Source organism: Actinoplanes sp. KI2 (assembly GCF_025630775.1).
GTDB lineage: Bacteria > Actinomycetota > Actinomycetes > Mycobacteriales > Micromonosporaceae > Actinoplanes.
This window is the reverse complement of sequence record NZ_JAOSZE010000002.1, coordinates 274,639-291,878: the sequence shown is the minus strand read 5'-3', so window position 1 is coordinate 291,878 and position 17,240 is coordinate 274,639. Positions and strand designations below refer to the sequence as shown.

The following is a 17,240-nucleotide window of genomic DNA, read 5'->3' as shown; positions in this document are numbered from 1 at the left end:
GACGGTCACCGGTACTCCTGGAGTCGAGCGCGGATACCCATGCCGGCCAGCATGCAGATCGCGAGCGCGGCGATCGGCCCGAGCACGGCGAGCAGTGTCAGCCCACGCCCGGCCGCGTGGATCTGCTCGGTGAAGGCGGCCTTCCGCTCGTCCAGCGCCGACCCGATGCCGGCGGTCACCGACTCGAAGGTCTGGCTGGTCTGCGAGCCGATCGCCAGCTTGACCGCGTCGTCGTAGCTGCCGTCGGCGTCGAGCGTGCTGACCTTGTCGTGCGCCGCCAGGTAGGCCTGGTGCTTACCGCGCAGGTCGTCGGAGAAGTACTCGTTGCGCAACGCACCGGCGAGCCCGGCGGAGGCGTCGGTGAAGTCGGTGGCGTACTGGCTGCCGCTGCCGTGCGCGGCCAGGGTCAGCGCCTCGTCGCCGCGCTCGCGCAGCGCCAGGATCCGCGCCTCGGCCAGCTGCGCGACCGGCGTCGAGCCGGTGCTGTCGGCCCGGTCCAGGTGGGTGTTCTGCGCGGCCAGCACGAGGATCGTGCCGAGCCCGAGCACCGCGGTCAGCACGGTCGCCGCGACCAGCGGAACGTTGAAGGTGCGGTGCGTGGTGCGGCTCAGGTAGCGCTGGGCCAGCAGCAGCGCCCCGGTCAGCCCGAGGAGCATGAGCACCAGCAGCGTCGCCCAGACCGCGCTCGCCGCGTTCGAGTAGCCGTCGTGCACGCCCTGCTGGGCCACCCGGAACAGGTTCTGCGCCTGGGGGAGCAGGGTCTTCCGGTTGAGGTCGGAGGCGGCGGACAGGTACGACGAGCCGACCGGAAGCCCCTGCCGGTTGTCGGCCCGGGCGGTGGCGACCAGCGCGGAGTATCGGGCCACACCGTTCGACAGGGCGCGCACCGAGGCGGCGCCCTCGCTGCCGTCCGGGGTGAGCCGGGCCGCCGCGCTGATCGCCGTGGTGGCCCGCTCGAGGTCGTCGTTGTAGCGCTGGGTGAGCGCGGCCGGCTCGAGACCACCGGCCAGGAACGCCTGCGCGGCCGTGGTGTCGGCGTCGGCCAGCGCCGAGTAGATGGTCTCGGCCTCGACCAGCAGCGGCTGCGCCCGGTCGCCCAGGTCGCTGGTGCCGGACGAGGTGGCCGCACCGGTGATCCCGGCGAGCAGTCCGGTGAGCGCACCGAGCGTGACCAGCACCCCGAGGATCAGCTGCAGCCGCCCCGGCGAGGTGTGCCGCAGGCTGCCCACCCGCCGCAACAGCCCGCGTCTGCCGGGGGCGGGCGTGACGCCGGCCGGACCCGCTGTTACCTGCGCGCCCGGAGACGGCCGGGCCACCAAGGCTGTGCTCAAGCTTCCTCCGTCGGGCAGTGCCACCGCCCGTCCTACTGTGCGGTATCCGCGCAAGTGATCATTCCACCCCGCGGACCGCACTCCGACCATCGGTCACCGGTCGACGACTCCCGGCGATCGGATGAGTGTACGGAGCAGGCGCGCCCGGTGGGGTCCCCCACCGGGCGCGCCCTCGTCGGCGGAACGGCGGTCCCGCGCCCTGGCCTCCGGAAACCTCCTCGGGGCCGCTCAGCACCTGCGGAAAGTCATCGATCGGCGTGCGCCGCGGCATCGGTCAGGACCCGCTCGAAGTCCTCGAACAGCAGGTCCCGGTCGAAGCGATCGCGGGCGAGCTCGCTTGCCGCCGCCCGGGCGGCCGCCACCGCCGCAGGGTCACGCAGGAAGGCGGACACCGCGGCTGCCGCACCGCCGGGGTCGTCCGGCGGCAGCACCACGCCGGCGCCGCTCGCGGCGAGCAACTCGGCGATCCACCCGCCGTGGTTCACGGCGACCGGCCGCCCGGCGGCGAAGGCGTCGAAGACCTTGTTCGGCGAGTTGTTGCCCAGCTCGGGGAGGTTGATGAACATGGAGGTCGCCAGGTCACAGGCGCCGAAGAAGGCCACCACCTCCGCCTTGCTGACCGATCCCAGCAGGAAGAGGTTCTTCTCCAGCACACCCAGCTCGGCGGCCTGCTCCCGGAGCCCGTCCCGCATCTTCCCGTCGCCGATGATCGCGATCCGTATCTCGGGGTCGGTGTCGGCCAGCCGGGCCGCCATCCGTACCAGGTAGTCGACGCCGTTGGCCAGGCCGAGCGTACCGGCGTACAGGACCAGCGGCCGATCCTGCAGCCACGGAGTGGCCCGGCGCAGGTCCGCCCCGGCGTCGTCGGCGCCGGCGAACAGGGACCGGTCGGAGCTGTTGGGCACCACGGTGACCGGGACCCGGGGGAAGCGGCGCCGGATGCTGGCGGCCATCCCCGGGGAGAGCGCGATGACGTGCGCCGACCGGCGGTAGGCCCACGCCTCGAGCCGATGGGCGGCCCAGCGGCTGACCGGCGAGCGCAGGGCACCGATCGCGATCGGCAGCTCGGGCCACACGTCCCGCACCTCCAGCACCATCGGCACCCGCCGGCGCCGCGCCGCGTACGCGCCCGGGATCGCCACCGTCAACGGGGTGCTGGTGGCGAAGACGAGATCGTGCCGCAGGCGTCCGGCCTCCGCCGTCGACCGGCGGACGAAGCCGAGGAACGACCAGAGCCGGCGGCCGTAGCTCATCGCGTTGTCGTACGGCACCGGGAGCCAATGCACCACGATGCCGGACTCCGTGCTGATCCGCGCCCGGTCGGCGGCCGGATCCCCGGTGATCACATGCACCTCGTGGCCGCGCTCGACCAGTCGCCGGGCGAACTCGTAGGAGCGCGTCCCCCCAGCCATGCCGGGTGTCTTGAAATGCTGATGGATATATGTGATCTTCACAAAATCACCATAAACGGACTATCTCGCCGGAACGCCCTTGACCGTCGTTCCCGCACTCACGTCGCGGACGACGCAGGCGTTGGCTCCCACCGTCGCCCGGTCGCCCACGGCCCGGCCCTGAATGATCGAGGCACCGGTGCCGATGAGCACCTCCCGGCCGATGGTGCAGTTGCCGGAGATGGCCGCGAGAGGATTCACCTGGACGAACCCGGTCAGGACCGCGTCGTGGCCGATCGTCGCGTTGAGATTGACGTGAACGTGCCTGCCGAGGGTCACGTTCGTGGTGATCCGGGCGCCGGCGAACACCACGACGCCGTCGGCCAGGTCGTTCGCCATTCCGACGGTCGCCGCCGGATGGATGAGCCGACCCGCGGGCCTGCCGAGTTCGTCCAGCTTCGCGGCGACGTCGGCGCGGATTCGCGGGTCGCCGATGCCGATGACATAGTGCGCGTCGAGTTGTCCCAGCAGACTGCCCGGCCCCAGCCAGGCGACGCCGAGCCGGTCGAGGCAGCGAAGGTTCGACTCGGTCGGCGCGTCGTCGAGGAAGCCCGCTACCTTCCAGGGACCGCCGTCCGCGTCGTTGACGGCCGAGATGACGCCGAAGACCTCACGTCCGTAGCCCCCGCACCCCACGATGACGACGGGTTCAGACATTGCCGTTCCCCTCCCGGCCAGGCTGCGGCGTGCCGGTGAACTCGGGCATGGTCGACTCGCCCGGGGCCGCGATGCCCTCGCGGCGCACCAGGGTCCGGACGGTTCGCGCCAGGATCCGCGCGTTCAGTGCCAGGGATCGGTGGTCGACGTACCAGACGTCGAGCGCCAGCTTTTCCTCCCAGGTCAGCGCGTTGCGCCCGCTGACCTGGGCGAGTCCGGTCACGCCGGGCCGGACGAGCTGACGGCGCGCCTGCTCCGGTGTGAACAGGTCGAGGTAGCGCATCAGCAGCGGTCGTGGCCCCACCAGGCTCATGTCGCCACGCAGGACGTTGACCAGCGTCGGCAGCTCGTCCAGGCTGGTGGAGCGCAGGGCGCGGCCCAGGCGGGTGAGCCGGTCGGCGTCGGTGACCAGGCCGCGCCGCTCGTTCACGTCCCGCATCGTGCGGAACTTGACCAGGGTGAACGCCCGGCCGTGCAGGCCCGGCCGCTGCTGGCGGAACATGACCGGCCGGCCGAGACCGACCGCGACGACCGCGGCGACCACGGCCAGGACGGGCGAGAGGACGACCAGGACGGCGGCGGCGACCACGATGTCGATCGCGCGCTGCACGAGGTCGGTGGTGCGGGTCGCGATGCTCATTCCCGGCCGTCCAGGAAGTCCGTGACGTCGCCGGGCTCCCGGCGGACCTTGCCGTGCCGGTGGACCACTATGAGCACGCCGAGATCGCCGGGTGCCGACAGCAGAATGGCCTGACTATTGGCAATCATCCCCCCACCACCCACACCTGAGCGTCAGGTGCCCGCCTGCACAGGGGGATGCGTTCGGCATGACAGCCTGTACCTTTGGTGATGCTAACCCGTGATATGCCGGGCTCGGTGCGCGTTTGAGCAGACCTGCACGGGCTCCGAAACAGGTTTTCCGGTGCGGCGCCTGCCGCTCGGCGAGACCGTCAAGGCTGCGCCGGACACCCCGCCTGTCCGAGCGAACCCGGCCACAACCAGGCCCGGGACCGGTGGCGCCGTCAGCCCTGTCGACGGCGGCTGAAAACTGGATCTGGATCTGACCCACTTTTCGTGATCGGGATTGACCCGTTAGGCGAGAAGGATTCGTTTGCGGAGCAGGTCGAGGTTGGCGCGGCCGTACATCTGGCGCTTGATCATCTTGATGCGGTTGACGTGCCCTTCGACCACTCCTGAGCTGTAGGTCATGGTCAGCCCGTTGACGACGGCGTCGTGGTCACGGCGTAGGCCGGCGGTGAAGGATCGCAGGTCGGGCTGGTCGTCGGCTTCGACCGCGGTGATCCAGTCGTTAAGCCTCTGCCCTTGTCGGGCGGTCAAGATCTCGGCGAACGCCGAGACGTGGGTGGCCAGGGCATCGAGATGCGGGCAGGCGGCACGCGCTCGTGCGAGTTGGTCGCGGTCGTCGTCGGCGAGCCGGTCGGGGTGGGTGAGTAGCCAGCTGGTCAGCTGGCGGGTCTTCGGTGGCCGTCGTGGCGCCGGTGGTCGGCCGGCGGCGGCTCGCAGCGGCCGCAGGTAGGTGCGCAGGGTGGTAGCGCTGCCGCGGTAGCCGCGCTCGCGGAGCTCGGCGCACAACGTGACGGCGTTGGTGACGCCACAGGCCAGGCGCGCGCGCAGGTAGTCGGCGTGGTCGTCGAGGACGCGGGGACGTCCGGGATGGGGCTTGGCCAGGAGTTCGTCGACGCTGGTCGCGCGGGCGAACCGGCGCACGGTTCCGCGGGCCAGGCCAAGTTCTCGGGCGATCGCCCGGATGGTGGCACCTTGCTCGAGCAGGTCCTGGACCCGCTGGTAGCGCTGGCGGGTGCGAGGTGCCAGCAAGCCCTGCTCGGACCGGTAGACGGGGGCCGGCAGAGCGATCTCTTCTAAATCTGCGACCGCCACCGCGGGTTCGGCGGGTGCTGCGAGCAGGCAGCGCAGGTGTCGGGCGACGGTCTTCTCGGCATGTTCGCCCAGGTTCTTCCAGAGGTGCCATCGGTCGGCGACCTGCACGGCGTCCGGGGCACCGGACCGCGCGCCTTCGGCATAGCTGCCGGCGCGGTCGCGGCAGATCACGCGCACTGCGGGATGCGCGGCCAGCCAGCGCTGCAACGTCTCCGCACGGCGGTCGGCAAGCACGTCGATCGGTCGGTGGGTATCGACGTCGACCAGCACGGTCGCGTAGCGGTGGCCCCGGCGCAATGCGAAGTCATCGACGCCGAGGACCGTCACCTCACCGTCAGCGGGATCTGGCAGCGCGCGGATCAGGCGCAGCATGCTGCTGCGGCTGGCCGCAAGCCCCATCAGCACGGCCAGTCGGGCGCCGGCGCGCCCGGCAAGGGCGAGCGCGATGATCTCGAGCGATCTGCGCATCAGCGGGCTGCGACGCGCCCACTTGCTGGTCAGTCCCGGAACCTGTTCGGCGAACGTCCGGGCCGGGCAGACATCGACGTCGCAGAAGAATCGGCGAACCCGCAATCGCAACTCCACCGGGGAGCCCGCCACCGCGGCGTCCGTCAAGCGACGCTCGTATCGGCTATGCACCCGGCTCGACCGGCTGCTACATCGCGGACACGCAGCCCGGCGGGCGCGTGCTCGAACACGTAGCCGCAGCCCAGACGCCACGCGTTCGACCTTCTCGACAACCACAACTGCCAGGTGAGGCAGGACCACAGCAAGATCAGAAGCCCGCACGACGGCCGACCATACACAGTGGACTCCCGTGAGCTTGGGTCAGTCTCAGTTTTCAGGCGTCCTTGACAAGCCCCATCCGCCGGCCGCATGCATGCGTTGATCGTCGAGGACGAGCCCGTCCTGGCCGAGGCGATCCGGGACAGGCTGCGACGGGCGGCGGTCTCGTCCGACCGTGGTCGACGGAAAACCGCTGCGTGCTTCGGTGAGCCGTGAGCGGCTATGCACCCGAACCACAACCACCTGACGCTGCCGCGGACACCTCAACCCCGCTTAACTCTCGATGAGCCACGACCCAGCTGTGGCCGTCGGGACCGGGCGGCTACCTACTTCCGACGACCCGGTCGGCGAAAGGACCTCCATGACGACACCCGCGAGCCCGGCCCCGCCAAGCCGTCTGGACTCCCTGACCAGTCTTCGGTTCTTCGCTGCCGCAGCAGTCGTAATACACCATCTCCAGGCTGCTTTCGATCTGCACGTAATCGAGGATGTAGCGAGCCTTGGATACGCAGGCGTCACCTTTTTCTTCGTCCTGTCCGGTTTCGTCCTCACCTGGACAGCCAAACCCGGTGACACCGCCCGTCTTTTCTACAGCCGTCGATTCGCCCGGATCTGGCCCGCTCATGTCGCCGTAATCGCACTCGCTGTTCCCGTGATCTATCTGGCTGGAAAAAAGATCGTCTGGGGCGCACTCCCATTCGTGTTGACCTTGACGCAATTGTGGATTCCCAGCAAGGAGTGGCGCAACGCGTTTAACCCGCCGGCCTGGTCACTCGCAGCCGAAGTCTTCTTCTATGCGCTGTTCCCACTTCTGATCGGAGTGGCCCGATGGCAACAACGGCGCCTGCGCTACCTTGCCGCCACCACCGTAGCAATGATGGCGATATCCGCGCTTGCCGTCGTATCTCTCACCCCCGATATCCAGTGGGGGTACCTGCTGGTTACGAACCCTCTTTACCGAATTGGCGAATTCATCCTCGGGATGCTCCTTGCCATAGCAATGCGACGTGGCTGGCGGGCATCATGGCCAACCTGGATCCCTGCCGCGGGTTGCGTGTTCCCCTTCGTGGCGCTACTGATGTTTGCTCCGCACGACAGTATGGGAAATATACCGAGATTTCTCACGAACTTGGCGCTGCTACCCTTCTTCCTCGCCATCATCGCAGCAGCGGCAACCGCCGACATCAAGGGCAGAAGAACGCTACTACGAAAGCGCTCGCTGGTAATTCTGGGGGACCGCTCATTCGCACTGTACCTAATCCATTGGCAGCTGATCATGGCCCTCCAGGCGGGTGTGGCCGGGCGAAACCTCAACCCCACCGCCAACCTGGCGCTGGCGATCGGGCTGCTAGCCGCTTCCGTCGGCGCCGCACATCTTCTCTACGTTGCCGTTGAACGACCGGCCGAACGGTGGCTACGCAGCTTCCTCACCCGTCGCTTGGCCAAGCCTCGATCCATCGATGAAGGCCGGCTCGATGGCCAGGGCACCGGCAACGTCGTCGTGGTGTCCGAGTCGAGAAGCTTGGTATAGAAGCGCCGGCGGCCCTGCTCCACAGCGCCGTTGACGCAATCCGAGCGCGCGTTCGACGGTGTGCGGCGGGGAACGGTTCGCTGGGGCTCAATTCGGGCGTTTCGCGTCACGGGGGCGGGCCGCTCGGTAGGTTTCCGTGGGTGGCGACGTTCATCATCTACAGTCCCGGTGCGCTGCAGCCCTACGGTCACGCCTTCGACTACGTCGGCGGACTCGGGTCCGGTCTGTGCGACCAGGGCCACCAGGTGCACGTCGTGACGCACGACGGGCCGCTGGAGCTGTCCGATGTCGTTGTGCATACTGCCACCTCCGCGGCCTGGGACCGGCTGCTCGACGTCCTGCCGTCGAGACTGCGCAGGCACGCATTCCGGCTGCTGGCGGAGCCTCGCCTGCTGTCCACGCTGCGCCGGGTCAGAGCGCAGCACCCGGACGCCCCGGTGCTGTTCGAGACGTTCGAGTACCTGAGCCTCGCCCGCTATCTGCGGCGGCACAACGGGGGGCGCACCGGGGGCATCTTCCACACCACCACGTTCCGCTCCGAACGGGAAGGCGTGCTGCGGACGGCATACAAGCGGGTCTCGACCCGGGCGGCACGGCGAATCGCACGCAGCCTGGCCGTGGTGTACGTGCACGGCCCGCAGATGCGCCGCAGGCTCCTCGACGAGCTGTCCCTGCCCGAGACCTCGCCCGTGCGGGTGCTTGCTTACGGTGCCCCCGACCCCGCCGAAGTCGTGCTCCCCACCCGGGAGAAGGCGCGGGAGGTGCTCGGGCTCCCGGCCGGGAACATCCTGCTGTCGTTGGGCACGCTCCGCCGCGACAAGGATCTGTCCACGCCGGTGCGCGCCGTCGCAGCCAGCCCGGACTGGGTGCTCGTGCACGCCGGCCCCGAGGGCGACGCGTCCTACCGGGAGCTGGAGCAGCTGGGTGAGGCCAACGGGCTCGGCAACCGGCTCGTGATCCACAATCGGTTCATCCCGGCGGTCGAGCACCCCCTCTACTTCGGCGCGGCCGATCTGGTGTCCGCGTTCTACGACCCGGCGATGACGCACGAGAGCGGGACGGCGAAGCGGGTGCGCGCGTTCTCCCGGCCGCTGCTCGCGGCGGGCCCCCCGGACCTGCTCGACTACGTCACCGAGTGGGGCGTCGGCTACACCGTCCCGCCCCACGACGTGGATGCGGCGGCTGAAGCCCTCCGCCGTCATGCCGGTCTGTCACCCGAGGACGCTGCGGCGCTCGAACAACGCATCCGCCGCGCGGGGCAGGAGTTGTCGTGGCGAGCGGTCGCTGCGACCATCGCCGCCGACCTCTGCCCGGACTGTAGGACGTAGGCACGAATCGCTCGGGCCTGTTTGAGCACGTCGGAGACCAGTGGCGAACCAGCCGGACGTCGTGGTGAGCCTCCACGTCTCATGCCGTTTCCGCTGGGGAGTCCTCGTCAGATCTGAACGACGGCAAGCACGGTGTCTGCGAGCGACGCCGGCGAGGCAGTTGCGTCCAGGGGAATCGCCCCGGCGGCGAGCATCTTGGCCTGGAAAACCGGACGCCCGTCGCGGATCTGCTGCCTGACTCCTTCGGTGCGCTGCGGCGACGGCGCTCGATCGAGCCGGGCATCCTGCTCGTCCGCCTCGATCGTCAGCACGAAGACGCGCTCGAACAGATCCAGCATCCGGTCCTGGTTCAGTGCGATCCCGCAGACGAACACCACGTCATCCGGATGACCGGACGCAGCGATGGCCGTCTCGATCCGAACGCGATTCCAGACCCAGCGATGAGTGAGCTGCCAAGCTTCGTCACCGCTAGCAGGCGGCGCGCCATGCCGCGCGCCCGCGACCCGCTCAGGATCACGCCGCGGACGCCGGGATCCGCGGCCGCACGGGCGAGGACTCGATCGAAGATGTCCATCATGCGGAACCCATCCCCCCGCCACCCACACCTGAGCGTCAGGTGCCCGCTTGCACAGGGGGATGCGTTCGGCATGACAGCCCGGCGTACCTCTGGCCATGCTAGCCGGTCGTACGCCTAGCTCAGCGCACGTTTGAGCAGCTTGCCGGTGGCGGTCATGGGCAGCGAGTCGACGATCGCGACCATCCGCGGGTATTTGTAGGCGGCCATCTGCTCCTTGCCCCAGGCGATCAGCTCGTCCTCGGTCGCCGTGGCGCCGTCCTTGAGGATCACGAACGCCTTCACCTCCTCGCCGTGGCTGGGGTGCGGGACGCCGATGACCGCGGCGAGCGAGACCGCCTCGTGCGTCATCAGCACCTCCTCGATCTCCCGCGGGTACACGTTGAAGCCGCCGCGGATGATCATGTCTTTCGCCCGGTCGACGATGTAGTAGAAACCGTCCTTGTCGCGCCGGCCCAGGTCGCCGCTCCGGAACCAGCCGTCCCGGATCACCTCGGCGGTGGCCTCCGGGCGGTTGTAGTAGCCGCGCATGATGTTGTGCCCGCGGATCGCGATCTCGCCGATCTCGTCCACGCCCTCGACCGTGTTCCACGACTCGTCGATCAGCTTCACCTCGACGCCCCAGATCGGGATGCCGATCGAGCCGGGCCGCGGGTCGCTGTCCGGGTCGCTGAACGTCGCGACCGGCGAGGTCTCGGACAACCCGTACCCCTCGAGGATGGTCACCCCGAAGCGTTCCTGGACCGCCTTGATGATCTCGACCGGCAGGCTCGAGCCGCCGGAGACCGCCACCCGCATGTTGCGCGCGATCCGCTCGACATCCACGTCCTCGGTCAGCGCGTTGAGCAGGCCCCAGTACATCGTCGGCACGCCGGCGAAGAAGGTCACGTTCTCCGACTGCAGCAGCCGCACTGCCGCGGCCGCCTCGAACCGGGGCAGCAGCACGAGCGTGGACGCCGTCGCGAAGCCCGCGTTCATGTTCACCGTCGAGCCGAACGAGTGGAACAGCGGCAGCACCAGCAGGTGCGTGTCGGTGCCCGGCGTCGTGCGGAAGAGCCGGTTGCAGGTCAGCGCGTTGAGCACCAGGTTGGAGTGGGACAGCTCGGCGCCCTTGGCCTGCCCGGTGGTGCCGCTGGTGTAGAGGATCACGGCCGGGTCGGTCTCGGCCCGCAGCACGGTCTCGAAGTCCGGCGCCCGGCCGGCCAGCGCGGCCCCCAGCGTCTCGGCGCCCTCGATCGGCGACGCCGCCGCGGGATCGGCCGTGATCAGGAAGAAGTGCTCGCAGCCGTCGGTCTGGGCGAACCCGGCATGCCCCTCGGCGCCTATCGGCAGCTCCGGCGTCCCCTCGAAGCAGACGTACGCCTTCGCCTCCGAGTCGGCCAGGTGGTAGGCGACCTCGCGGCCCTTGAGCAGCACGTTGAGCGGGACGACCACCGCGCCCGCCTTGAGGATGCCGTAGTACACGACCGGGAAGTACGGCAGGTTGGGGCAGGACAGGGCCACCTTGTCGCCGGGCCGGATGCCCCGCTCGGCCAGCAGGCCGGCCACCTGGCGGGCCGCCGCGTCCACCTGGGCGTAGCTGAGGCGCGTGTCGCCCAGCACGACCGCGGTGCGCTCCGGGTAATGGTGTGCGCTGTCTTCCAGCAGGACGGAGAGGTTGAGCATGCGGGGGTCCCCTTCGCGGAAATCGGGTGGCCGGGACCTCATTCGAGCATGCGCGGCCGCGCTGAGGAACCCTCCGTTCAGCGCGGTCAGGGCGGCGGCCGCGGTCCGCCGTGCGGGACAAGCGTGATGGATGGCGGGCGGACCGGCCGCGGGGGAGAGGCGGGAATCGCGGCGAGGAGCAGGAAGATCCAGAGGAACCGGGCGTCGTAGTAGTCGCCGGAGAAGAAGCCCGAAACCAGGATGAAGATGGCGGAGTAGGCGCACACCCGAGCCTCCAGCGCGCGCCGCGCCCGCGGGACCTTCGCGTACTCGTACGCCGGCGCCCCCAAAGCCAGCAGCAGGAGCAGCAGGCCGACCGCGCCGCCCTCGACGGCCACCGCCAGCGGGAGGTTGTGGACGTACCTCTCGCCCGGGCCGAGGTTGGTGATGGCATAGAAGCCGTGCACGCCGACGCCGACGATCGGGCGCTCCAGGAAGAGCCAGAGGCCCTTCGCGTACAGGACGTCGCGGTCGGAGGTGTACCCCTGCTCGACCGTGGCGCCGACGAAACGGTCGTTGATCAGGGCCATGATCGCGTCGCCCAGCAGGAGCCAGATCACGGCGCCGATCAGCGGGAGCAGCGCCAGGGGCTTGAGGGCGCCGTGGTGCCGGCCGAAGCGGACCAGACTGGGGAACGCCAGCGCCGTGGTGAGAACCAGCGCGATCATGCCGCCGCGGGAGCCCGAGGCCACCGCGCCGAGCAGGAAGGCGGGCGCCCCGATCAGCCAGACCAGGCGACCCCCGCTGCGGAAGTAGAAGTACGCGGTGGCGAGCAGGGCGAGCGCCTCGACCCGGACGAAGACGTTCGGGCCGCCGCCGAAGGCTGTCCACCGGTTCCCCGGTGCACGGCCCCGGCCGGATGCCGCGTACAGGAAATAGAGCCAGCCCGCGATGTACATGCAGCTCATGGTCATGCGGACGACCCGGTCGCGGTCCCACTCCGCGAGGGCCGCGTAGACGCTCACCAGCACGATCAACGACAGCAGGTCGCCGAGGACGTCAGCGATCACGGCGTTGGGGGGCACCCACGCCGCGGAGAGGATCTGGTATCCGAACAGCAGCAGGATCGGTTGCAGCGAGCGCCGGGCGGGCGCCGAGTGCAGCGGGTGGACCCCGCCGTGGTGCCCCTCGAGCACGAACGCCATCAGCACCGCCGAGAACAGCAGCACGCGCACGTCGTTGAGGACCGGGACGGTGAGCCCGGCCCGGTCCAGGGTGAAGTGCCCGGCCAGCGTCGTCAGGAAGATGACGACCACCAGGAACGGGCTGGGCCGCGGCGAGGTCACGGCGACGGTTTCCGTGGCGTCCGGGGGATCGCGCGCAGCAGCGCCAGGTACGAGAACACCGCGAGCAGGACGGCCGCCGCCGCGAACCCGGCCAGCGCGGCGGGCCAGGCCGGCATCACCAGGGCGGCGGCGTAGGTCGCCACGACCTCGGCCGCGAGCGCGCCCACCAGCAGCCACATGGTGACCGGGGCCTCGCGCAGCGCGTCGATCGTCGGCCGGGCCGCGAAGAACACCGCGAGCGGAATCGACACCAGGACCCCGAACCGGACGACCGCGACCGCCCCGCCGAAGTCGGCACCGAGGAACCAGTGCACCACCGGCACGGCCGTGATGATCACCACGACGCTCGTCAGGACCGCCACCCCGGCCGCCGCGAACGGCAGGACACGCAGTCCGTGGGCCAGCTCCGGGTCGAATCCGCGGTCGGCGGCCGCCGCCTCGTGCGCGTGCCCGCTGAGCCGGGGAAGCAGGACCGGAGTCAACATCCCGAAGATCGAGCAGACCAAGGTGATGGTGGAGGTGGTGAACCCCACGTACCCGGCGTCGGCCGAGTTGCTCGCCGCCCCGGCCACGAAGAACGTGGGAAACGCGAACAGACCTGGCAACGCGACGTCACCGGGCACGCGGCGGATCCCGTACCGGAGAAGGGTGCGCAACGGTGGCGCCGGCCGCGGACCGGCGGGGGACTTCTCCGCGTCGCGCGGCCCGGCCTGGACGATCCCCCACACGGCCACCGCCGTCAGCGCCACTCCCTGCAGCGTCAGGAAAACGTGGATCTCGCTGGTCACGGCGAACGCCGCGAGCGGCAGCACGCCGACCCCGATCAGCACGACGAGATTCGACACCTGTACCTGCCCGCACCCCCGCAGCGCTGCCCCCGCCAGCGCAGACAGGCTGCTTCCCGCGGTCAGCAGCACCACCGCGCGGACCTCTGGCGCCCCGCCGATCCCGAACAGCCGCCCGACGTCCTCGGCGAACAGCAGCGTGATCAGGCCGAGCACGTTCAGCACGACGACCTCGAGGAGGAAGACCTGCCGGGCGAGCACGCGGATCCGGCGCCCGGCCCGGGGCAGGTAGCGGTGCAGCGCCGGCACCAGCCCGACCAGCACGAGCGGCTGAACCGTGGCGACCGCCCCGCGCGCGACCTGGTAGTAGGCGAACCCCGCTACCCCTGACCGCTGCGCGACCAGGTGGAACAGCAACAGCCCGGAGGCGGTCGTCAGCCAGAACGTTCCCGCCGTGGCGACGTAGTCCCGCCGCACCACGGCGGGTACGCGGGCCAGCAACCGGATCGCCCGCACGGCATCACGCCGCGCTGCGCAACGTGACCGCGTTCCACCCGCCCGCCGCGGTGCCTGCGGGCGGCGACGCCGGGCCGGGCGGGCCGGCGCCGGCCGGCAGGCCGGAGCGGCGGCGTGGCGCGGCCACCATGGTGAACACCGTGCCGAGCATCTTCGCGTCGACCGCGGCGAGCGCGCGCATGGCCGCAGTCACCTGCGCGGCGGTGGTCTTGCGCGCGCGTACGAGAAGAATGGTGCCGTCCGCGCGCGCCGCGACCACCGCACCGTCGGTGACCGGCAGGAGCGGCGGCGAGTCGAGGATGATCTTGTCGAACCGGCCGCGCAGCTCGTCGATCAGCTCGGCCATCCTCGGCGAGTCCAGCAGCTCGCTCGGGTTGGCCGGCTGGTGCCCGGCGGCCAGCAGCCACAGCCCGGTGCCCCACGGCTGCAGCACCTGGTCGAGGGTGGCCGCGCCGACCAGCACCGTGGTCAGCCCGGGCGTGCCGTCCCGGCCGAGGAACGCGGCGAGCCGGGGCCGGCGCAGCGAGGCATCGACGATCAGCACCCGCTGGCCGGCCTCGGCGAACAGGATGGCCAGGCCGCACGCGGTCGAGGACCGGCCCTCGCCGGGCATCGCGCTGGACACCGCCAGGATCTTCGCGGAGCGGCCGGCGTACTGGATGTTCGTGCGCAGTTGCCGCAACGCCTCGGCGCGCGGCGAGCGGCTCTCCGAGATGAACGGACCGTTCTTCTTGCGGGCCTTCGGGTCGGTCGGGATCAGCGCGAGCACCGGCGCGCCGGTCAGATCGGGCAGCTTGACGGCATCCCGGATCGAGTTGTCGAAAACCTCGCGGACCACCGCGGCCGCCGCGCCGAGCAGCAGGCCCACCGCGACGGCGAGCGCGTCGTTGTGCAGCGGCCGCGGCGAGACCGGGGTGGTGCCGACGCGGGCGACCGGATCGATCGGAACGGCGACCGCGGCGGGCTCCAGCGGGGCGGGACGTGCCTCCAAGGTTTTGACCGTCTCCGGGAACAGCTTGATCAGCGCCTGTGCGACCATCTGAGCGCGTTGCGGCGAACGGTCGGTGACGGTGATCGTCAGCAATGCGCTGTCGACCGAGGTGATCACCCCGATGCTGTTCTTGACGGCCGCCGGTGTCGTTCCGGTATTCACCGAATCGGCGATCTCTTCGGCCATTCGATCGCTGGTTATCAATTCCGTGTACGTAGCGAGCCGCGCCGCTACGAACTTTGCGCCATCGAGGATCGAGACGCTTTGCCCGCCGTTGCTGGACAGGAAGAACGTGGCCGTCGCCTGATACTCGGGCGGCGTCCGCCGGTTGATGAGCTGGGTCAATCCGAGCGCGAACAGCACCGCGACAGCGAGGACCCACCATTGCCGCCTCAGCACGCGAAGGTAGTCGCGTAGCTCCACATTTCCCCTCCCGGCTACCGCGTCCCCGATCAACCTAAGCGCCCCGATCGGGGCCTGTGGTGATATCCGATAACTTCCGCTGTTTCTCAGGCGGGCAATTAGGCTGCGAATACGGCAGGCGGCCGGACCGGATGGGGCGAATGAGACGGGAGGTGCGTTCGTGATCGCCAGGCGCTTTCTCCCGCTGCTGGCCGACGCGCTCGCCTGGGCCGCCGGGCTGCAGCTCGCGCTGCTCGCCCGATACGAATTCGGCCTGAGCCTCCGCATGGAGTCGGGGCTCGTCCCGTTGATCGTCTTCGCGGTCGGACTGCAGGCCGCGTTCGGCTTCGTCACCAATCTGTACCGCGCCCGGTTCCGGTACGGCAGCCTCGACGACGTCGTCGCGCTGTGGCGCACCGTGCTCGCCACCGCGGCCGTGCTGCTCGTCGTCGACCTGCTGCTGCCCGGCGACCGGGTGCCGACCGGCGCGCCCCTGGTCGGCGGCCTGCTCGCGCTGGTCGGGATGCTCGCCGTCCGGCTGCTCTGGCGGCTGAGCATGGACGCCCGGTCCCGCCCGGACGAGCGGCACGCCGCCCGGGTGCTGCTGTTCGGCGCGGGCAGCGCGGGACGCCACCTGATCAAGTCGATGCTCAACGACCCGTACGGCAAGTACGTGCCGGTCGGGGTGTTCGACGACGATCCGCAGAAACGCGGGATGCGCTTCTACGGCGTGTCCGTGCTGGGAAACCGCGACGAGATCGTGGCGCAGGTGCCCCGTACCGGCGCCACCACCGTGGTCTTCGCGGTGGCGAACGCCGAGGCCGAGCTGGTCCGCGAGATCCGCGACCGGGCGACGCAGGCCGGCGCCGACTTCCTCGTGGTGCCGTCGGTGGCGGAGCTGATGGACCACGAGCTCAACGTGCGGGACCTGCGTGAACCGGAGATCACCGACCTGCTCGGCCGGCACCAGATCGAGACCGACCTCGAGTCCATCGCCGGTTACCTCACCGGGAAGCGCGTGCTGGTCACCGGCGCGGGCGGCTCGATCGGCTCCGAGCTGTGCCGGCAGATCCACCAGTTCGCGCCGGCCGAGCTGATGATGCTCGACCGGGACGAGTCCGCGCTGCAGGCGGTACAGCTGTCGCTCGATCCGCAGGCCTCGCTCACCGACCCGACGCTGCTGCTCGCCTCGCTGCGCGACGCCGACCGGCTACGCGAGATCTTCCGGACCCGGCAGCCGCAGGTGGTGTTCCACGCCGGTGCGCTCAAGCACCTGCCGCTGCTGGAGAACAACCCCGGCGAGGCGGTTAAGACCAACATCTGGGGCACGCTCAACCTGCTCGCCGCGGCCGCGGAGGTGGAGAGCTTCGTCAACATCTCGACCGACAAGGCCGCCGATCCGGTCAGCGTGTTGGGTTACTGCAAGCGGATCACCGAGCGGTTGACCGCGTACGCGGCCCGCCAGTACCCCGGCACGTTCCTGTCCGTGCGGTTCGGCAACGTCCTGGGCAGCCGCGGCTCGGTCTTCACCACGTTCAGCGCGCAGATCGCCGACGGCGGCCCGGTCACCGTCACCCACCCCGACGTCACCCGGTACTTCATGACCATCCAGGAGGCGGTGCACCTGGTGATCCAGGCCGCCGCGATCGGCCGCGACGGCGAGGCCCTGGTGCTGGAGATGGGCGAGCCGGTGCGGATCGCCGAGGTGGCCCGGCAGATGGTGGCGCTCGCGCCGGAGCCGGTGGAGATCTGCTACACCGGCCTGCGGCCGGGGGAGAAGCTCGACGAGGCGCTGTTCGGCGCCGGCGAGGTGGACGACCGCCCGATCCACCCGCTCATCTCGCACGTCGCGGTCCCGCCGCTCGAACCGTCGACGGTGACCGGCATCGACGTGCTCGCGGAGGCGCCGGTGCTGACCGCCGAGCTCGCCCAGATCTGCTACCAGCCCGCGGAGGAGCAGCGCCCGGCCGCCTAGCGATCTCCCTTTACAGTGAGCACC

Annotated in this window: 14 protein-coding genes; 3 read left to right on the top strand and 11 right to left on the bottom strand. The window is 70.2% G+C overall.

The window, feature by feature from the left end:
- Positions 1-5 precede the first annotated feature (5 nt).
- The 6 genes from ODJ79_RS03100 to ODJ79_RS03075 form a co-directional block, all read right to left on the bottom strand.
- Positions 6-1,331: a hypothetical protein gene (locus tag ODJ79_RS03100; RefSeq protein WP_263021751.1), complete on the bottom strand. Its 1,326-nt coding sequence runs from the start codon at positions 1,329-1,331 to the stop codon at positions 6-8.
- Positions 1,332-1,576: 245 nt separating this feature from the next.
- Positions 1,577-2,785 (bottom strand): glycosyltransferase family 4 protein, encoded by a 1,209-nt coding sequence (locus tag ODJ79_RS03095; protein WP_263021750.1) that lies wholly within the window; start codon positions 2,783-2,785, stop codon positions 1,577-1,579.
- Between the two features lie 18 nt (positions 2,786-2,803).
- Complete coding sequence (locus ODJ79_RS03090; protein WP_263021749.1) at positions 2,804-3,439, bottom strand: NeuD/PglB/VioB family sugar acetyltransferase; 636 nt, start codon at positions 3,437-3,439, stop codon at positions 2,804-2,806.
- On the bottom strand, positions 3,432-4,079 hold the full coding sequence (locus ODJ79_RS03085) for a sugar transferase (RefSeq protein ID WP_263021748.1): 648 nt from the start codon (positions 4,077-4,079) through the stop codon (positions 3,432-3,434). Before ODJ79_RS03085 ends, ODJ79_RS03090 begins: the two co-directional genes overlap by 8 nt.
- On the bottom strand, positions 4,076-4,207 hold the full coding sequence (locus ODJ79_RS03080) for a hypothetical protein (protein WP_263021747.1): 132 nt from the start codon (positions 4,205-4,207) through the stop codon (positions 4,076-4,078). The genes ODJ79_RS03085 and ODJ79_RS03080 overlap by 4 nt, the downstream gene beginning before the upstream one ends.
- Before the next feature lie 324 nt (positions 4,208-4,531).
- Positions 4,532-6,127 (bottom strand): ISL3 family transposase, encoded by a 1,596-nt coding sequence (locus tag ODJ79_RS03075; RefSeq protein ID WP_263021746.1) that lies wholly within the window; start codon positions 6,125-6,127, stop codon positions 4,532-4,534.
- 358 nt (positions 6,128-6,485) lie between these two features.
- Here ODJ79_RS03075 and ODJ79_RS03070 point away from each other — a divergent pair, with 358 nt between their 5' ends.
- Together ODJ79_RS03070 and ODJ79_RS03065 are read left to right on the top strand one after the other, a co-directional pair.
- Entirely contained in the window at positions 6,486-7,655 is a 1,170-nt protein-coding gene (locus ODJ79_RS03070; RefSeq protein WP_263021745.1) for an acyltransferase family protein, read from the top strand.
- Positions 7,656-7,795: 140 nt separating this feature from the next.
- Positions 7,796-8,983, top strand: coding sequence for a glycosyltransferase (locus ODJ79_RS03065; RefSeq protein ID WP_263021744.1), 1,188 nt, complete (start codon positions 7,796-7,798; stop codon positions 8,981-8,983).
- Positions 8,984-9,090: 107 nt separating this feature from the next.
- Here the strand turns inward: ODJ79_RS03065 and ODJ79_RS03060 are convergent, their stop codons facing one another.
- The 5 genes from ODJ79_RS03060 to ODJ79_RS03040 all read right to left on the bottom strand — a co-directional run bounded on the left by ODJ79_RS03060 (position 9,091) and on the right by ODJ79_RS03040 (position 15,262).
- A complete protein-coding gene (locus ODJ79_RS03060) occupies positions 9,091-9,360 on the bottom strand; it encodes a hypothetical protein (RefSeq protein ID WP_263021743.1) in 270 nt (89 codons plus the stop codon).
- A gap of 314 nt (positions 9,361-9,674) precedes the next feature.
- Complete coding sequence (locus tag ODJ79_RS03055; protein WP_263021742.1) at positions 9,675-11,222, bottom strand: long-chain-fatty-acid--CoA ligase; 1,548 nt, start codon at positions 11,220-11,222, stop codon at positions 9,675-9,677.
- A gap of 86 nt (positions 11,223-11,308) precedes the next feature.
- Positions 11,309-12,547 (bottom strand): O-antigen ligase family protein, encoded by a 1,239-nt coding sequence (locus ODJ79_RS03050; RefSeq protein ID WP_263021741.1) that lies wholly within the window; start codon positions 12,545-12,547, stop codon positions 11,309-11,311.
- Positions 12,544-13,848 carry a lipopolysaccharide biosynthesis protein gene (locus ODJ79_RS03045; protein ID WP_263021740.1) on the bottom strand — a complete coding sequence of 435 codons (1,305 nt, stop codon included), beginning with the start codon at positions 13,846-13,848 and terminating at the stop codon, positions 12,544-12,546. Before ODJ79_RS03045 ends, ODJ79_RS03050 begins: the two co-directional genes overlap by 4 nt.
- A gap of 4 nt (positions 13,849-13,852) precedes the next feature.
- Complete coding sequence (locus ODJ79_RS03040) at positions 13,853-15,262, bottom strand: polysaccharide biosynthesis tyrosine autokinase (protein WP_263021739.1); 1,410 nt, start codon at positions 15,260-15,262, stop codon at positions 13,853-13,855.
- A 160-nt stretch (positions 15,263-15,422) separates the two neighbouring features.
- Here ODJ79_RS03040 and ODJ79_RS03035 point away from each other — a divergent pair, with 160 nt between their 5' ends.
- Entirely contained in the window at positions 15,423-17,216 is a 1,794-nt protein-coding gene (locus ODJ79_RS03035; RefSeq protein WP_263021738.1) for a nucleoside-diphosphate sugar epimerase/dehydratase, read from the top strand.
- Positions 17,217-17,240 lie beyond the last annotated feature (24 nt).

What these genes read in the sequence shown, in the direction of transcription:
- ODJ79_RS03070 (WP_263021745.1), top strand. Translation starts at nt 6,486, where the DNA reads ATGACGACACCCGCGAGCCCGGCCCCGCCAAGCCGTCTGGACTCCCTG.
- ODJ79_RS03090 (WP_263021749.1), bottom strand. Translation starts at nt 3,439, where the DNA reads ATGTCTGAACCCGTCGTCATCGTGGGGTGCGGGGGCTACGGACGTGAG.
- ODJ79_RS03085 (WP_263021748.1), bottom strand. Translation starts at nt 4,079, where the DNA reads ATGAGCATCGCGACCCGCACCACCGACCTCGTGCAGCGCGCGATCGAC.
- ODJ79_RS03055 (WP_263021742.1), bottom strand. Translation starts at nt 11,222, where the DNA reads ATGCTCAACCTCTCCGTCCTGCTGGAAGACAGCGCACACCATTACCCG.
- ODJ79_RS03080 (WP_263021747.1), bottom strand. Translation starts at nt 4,207, where the DNA reads ATGATTGCCAATAGTCAGGCCATTCTGCTGTCGGCACCCGGCGATCTC.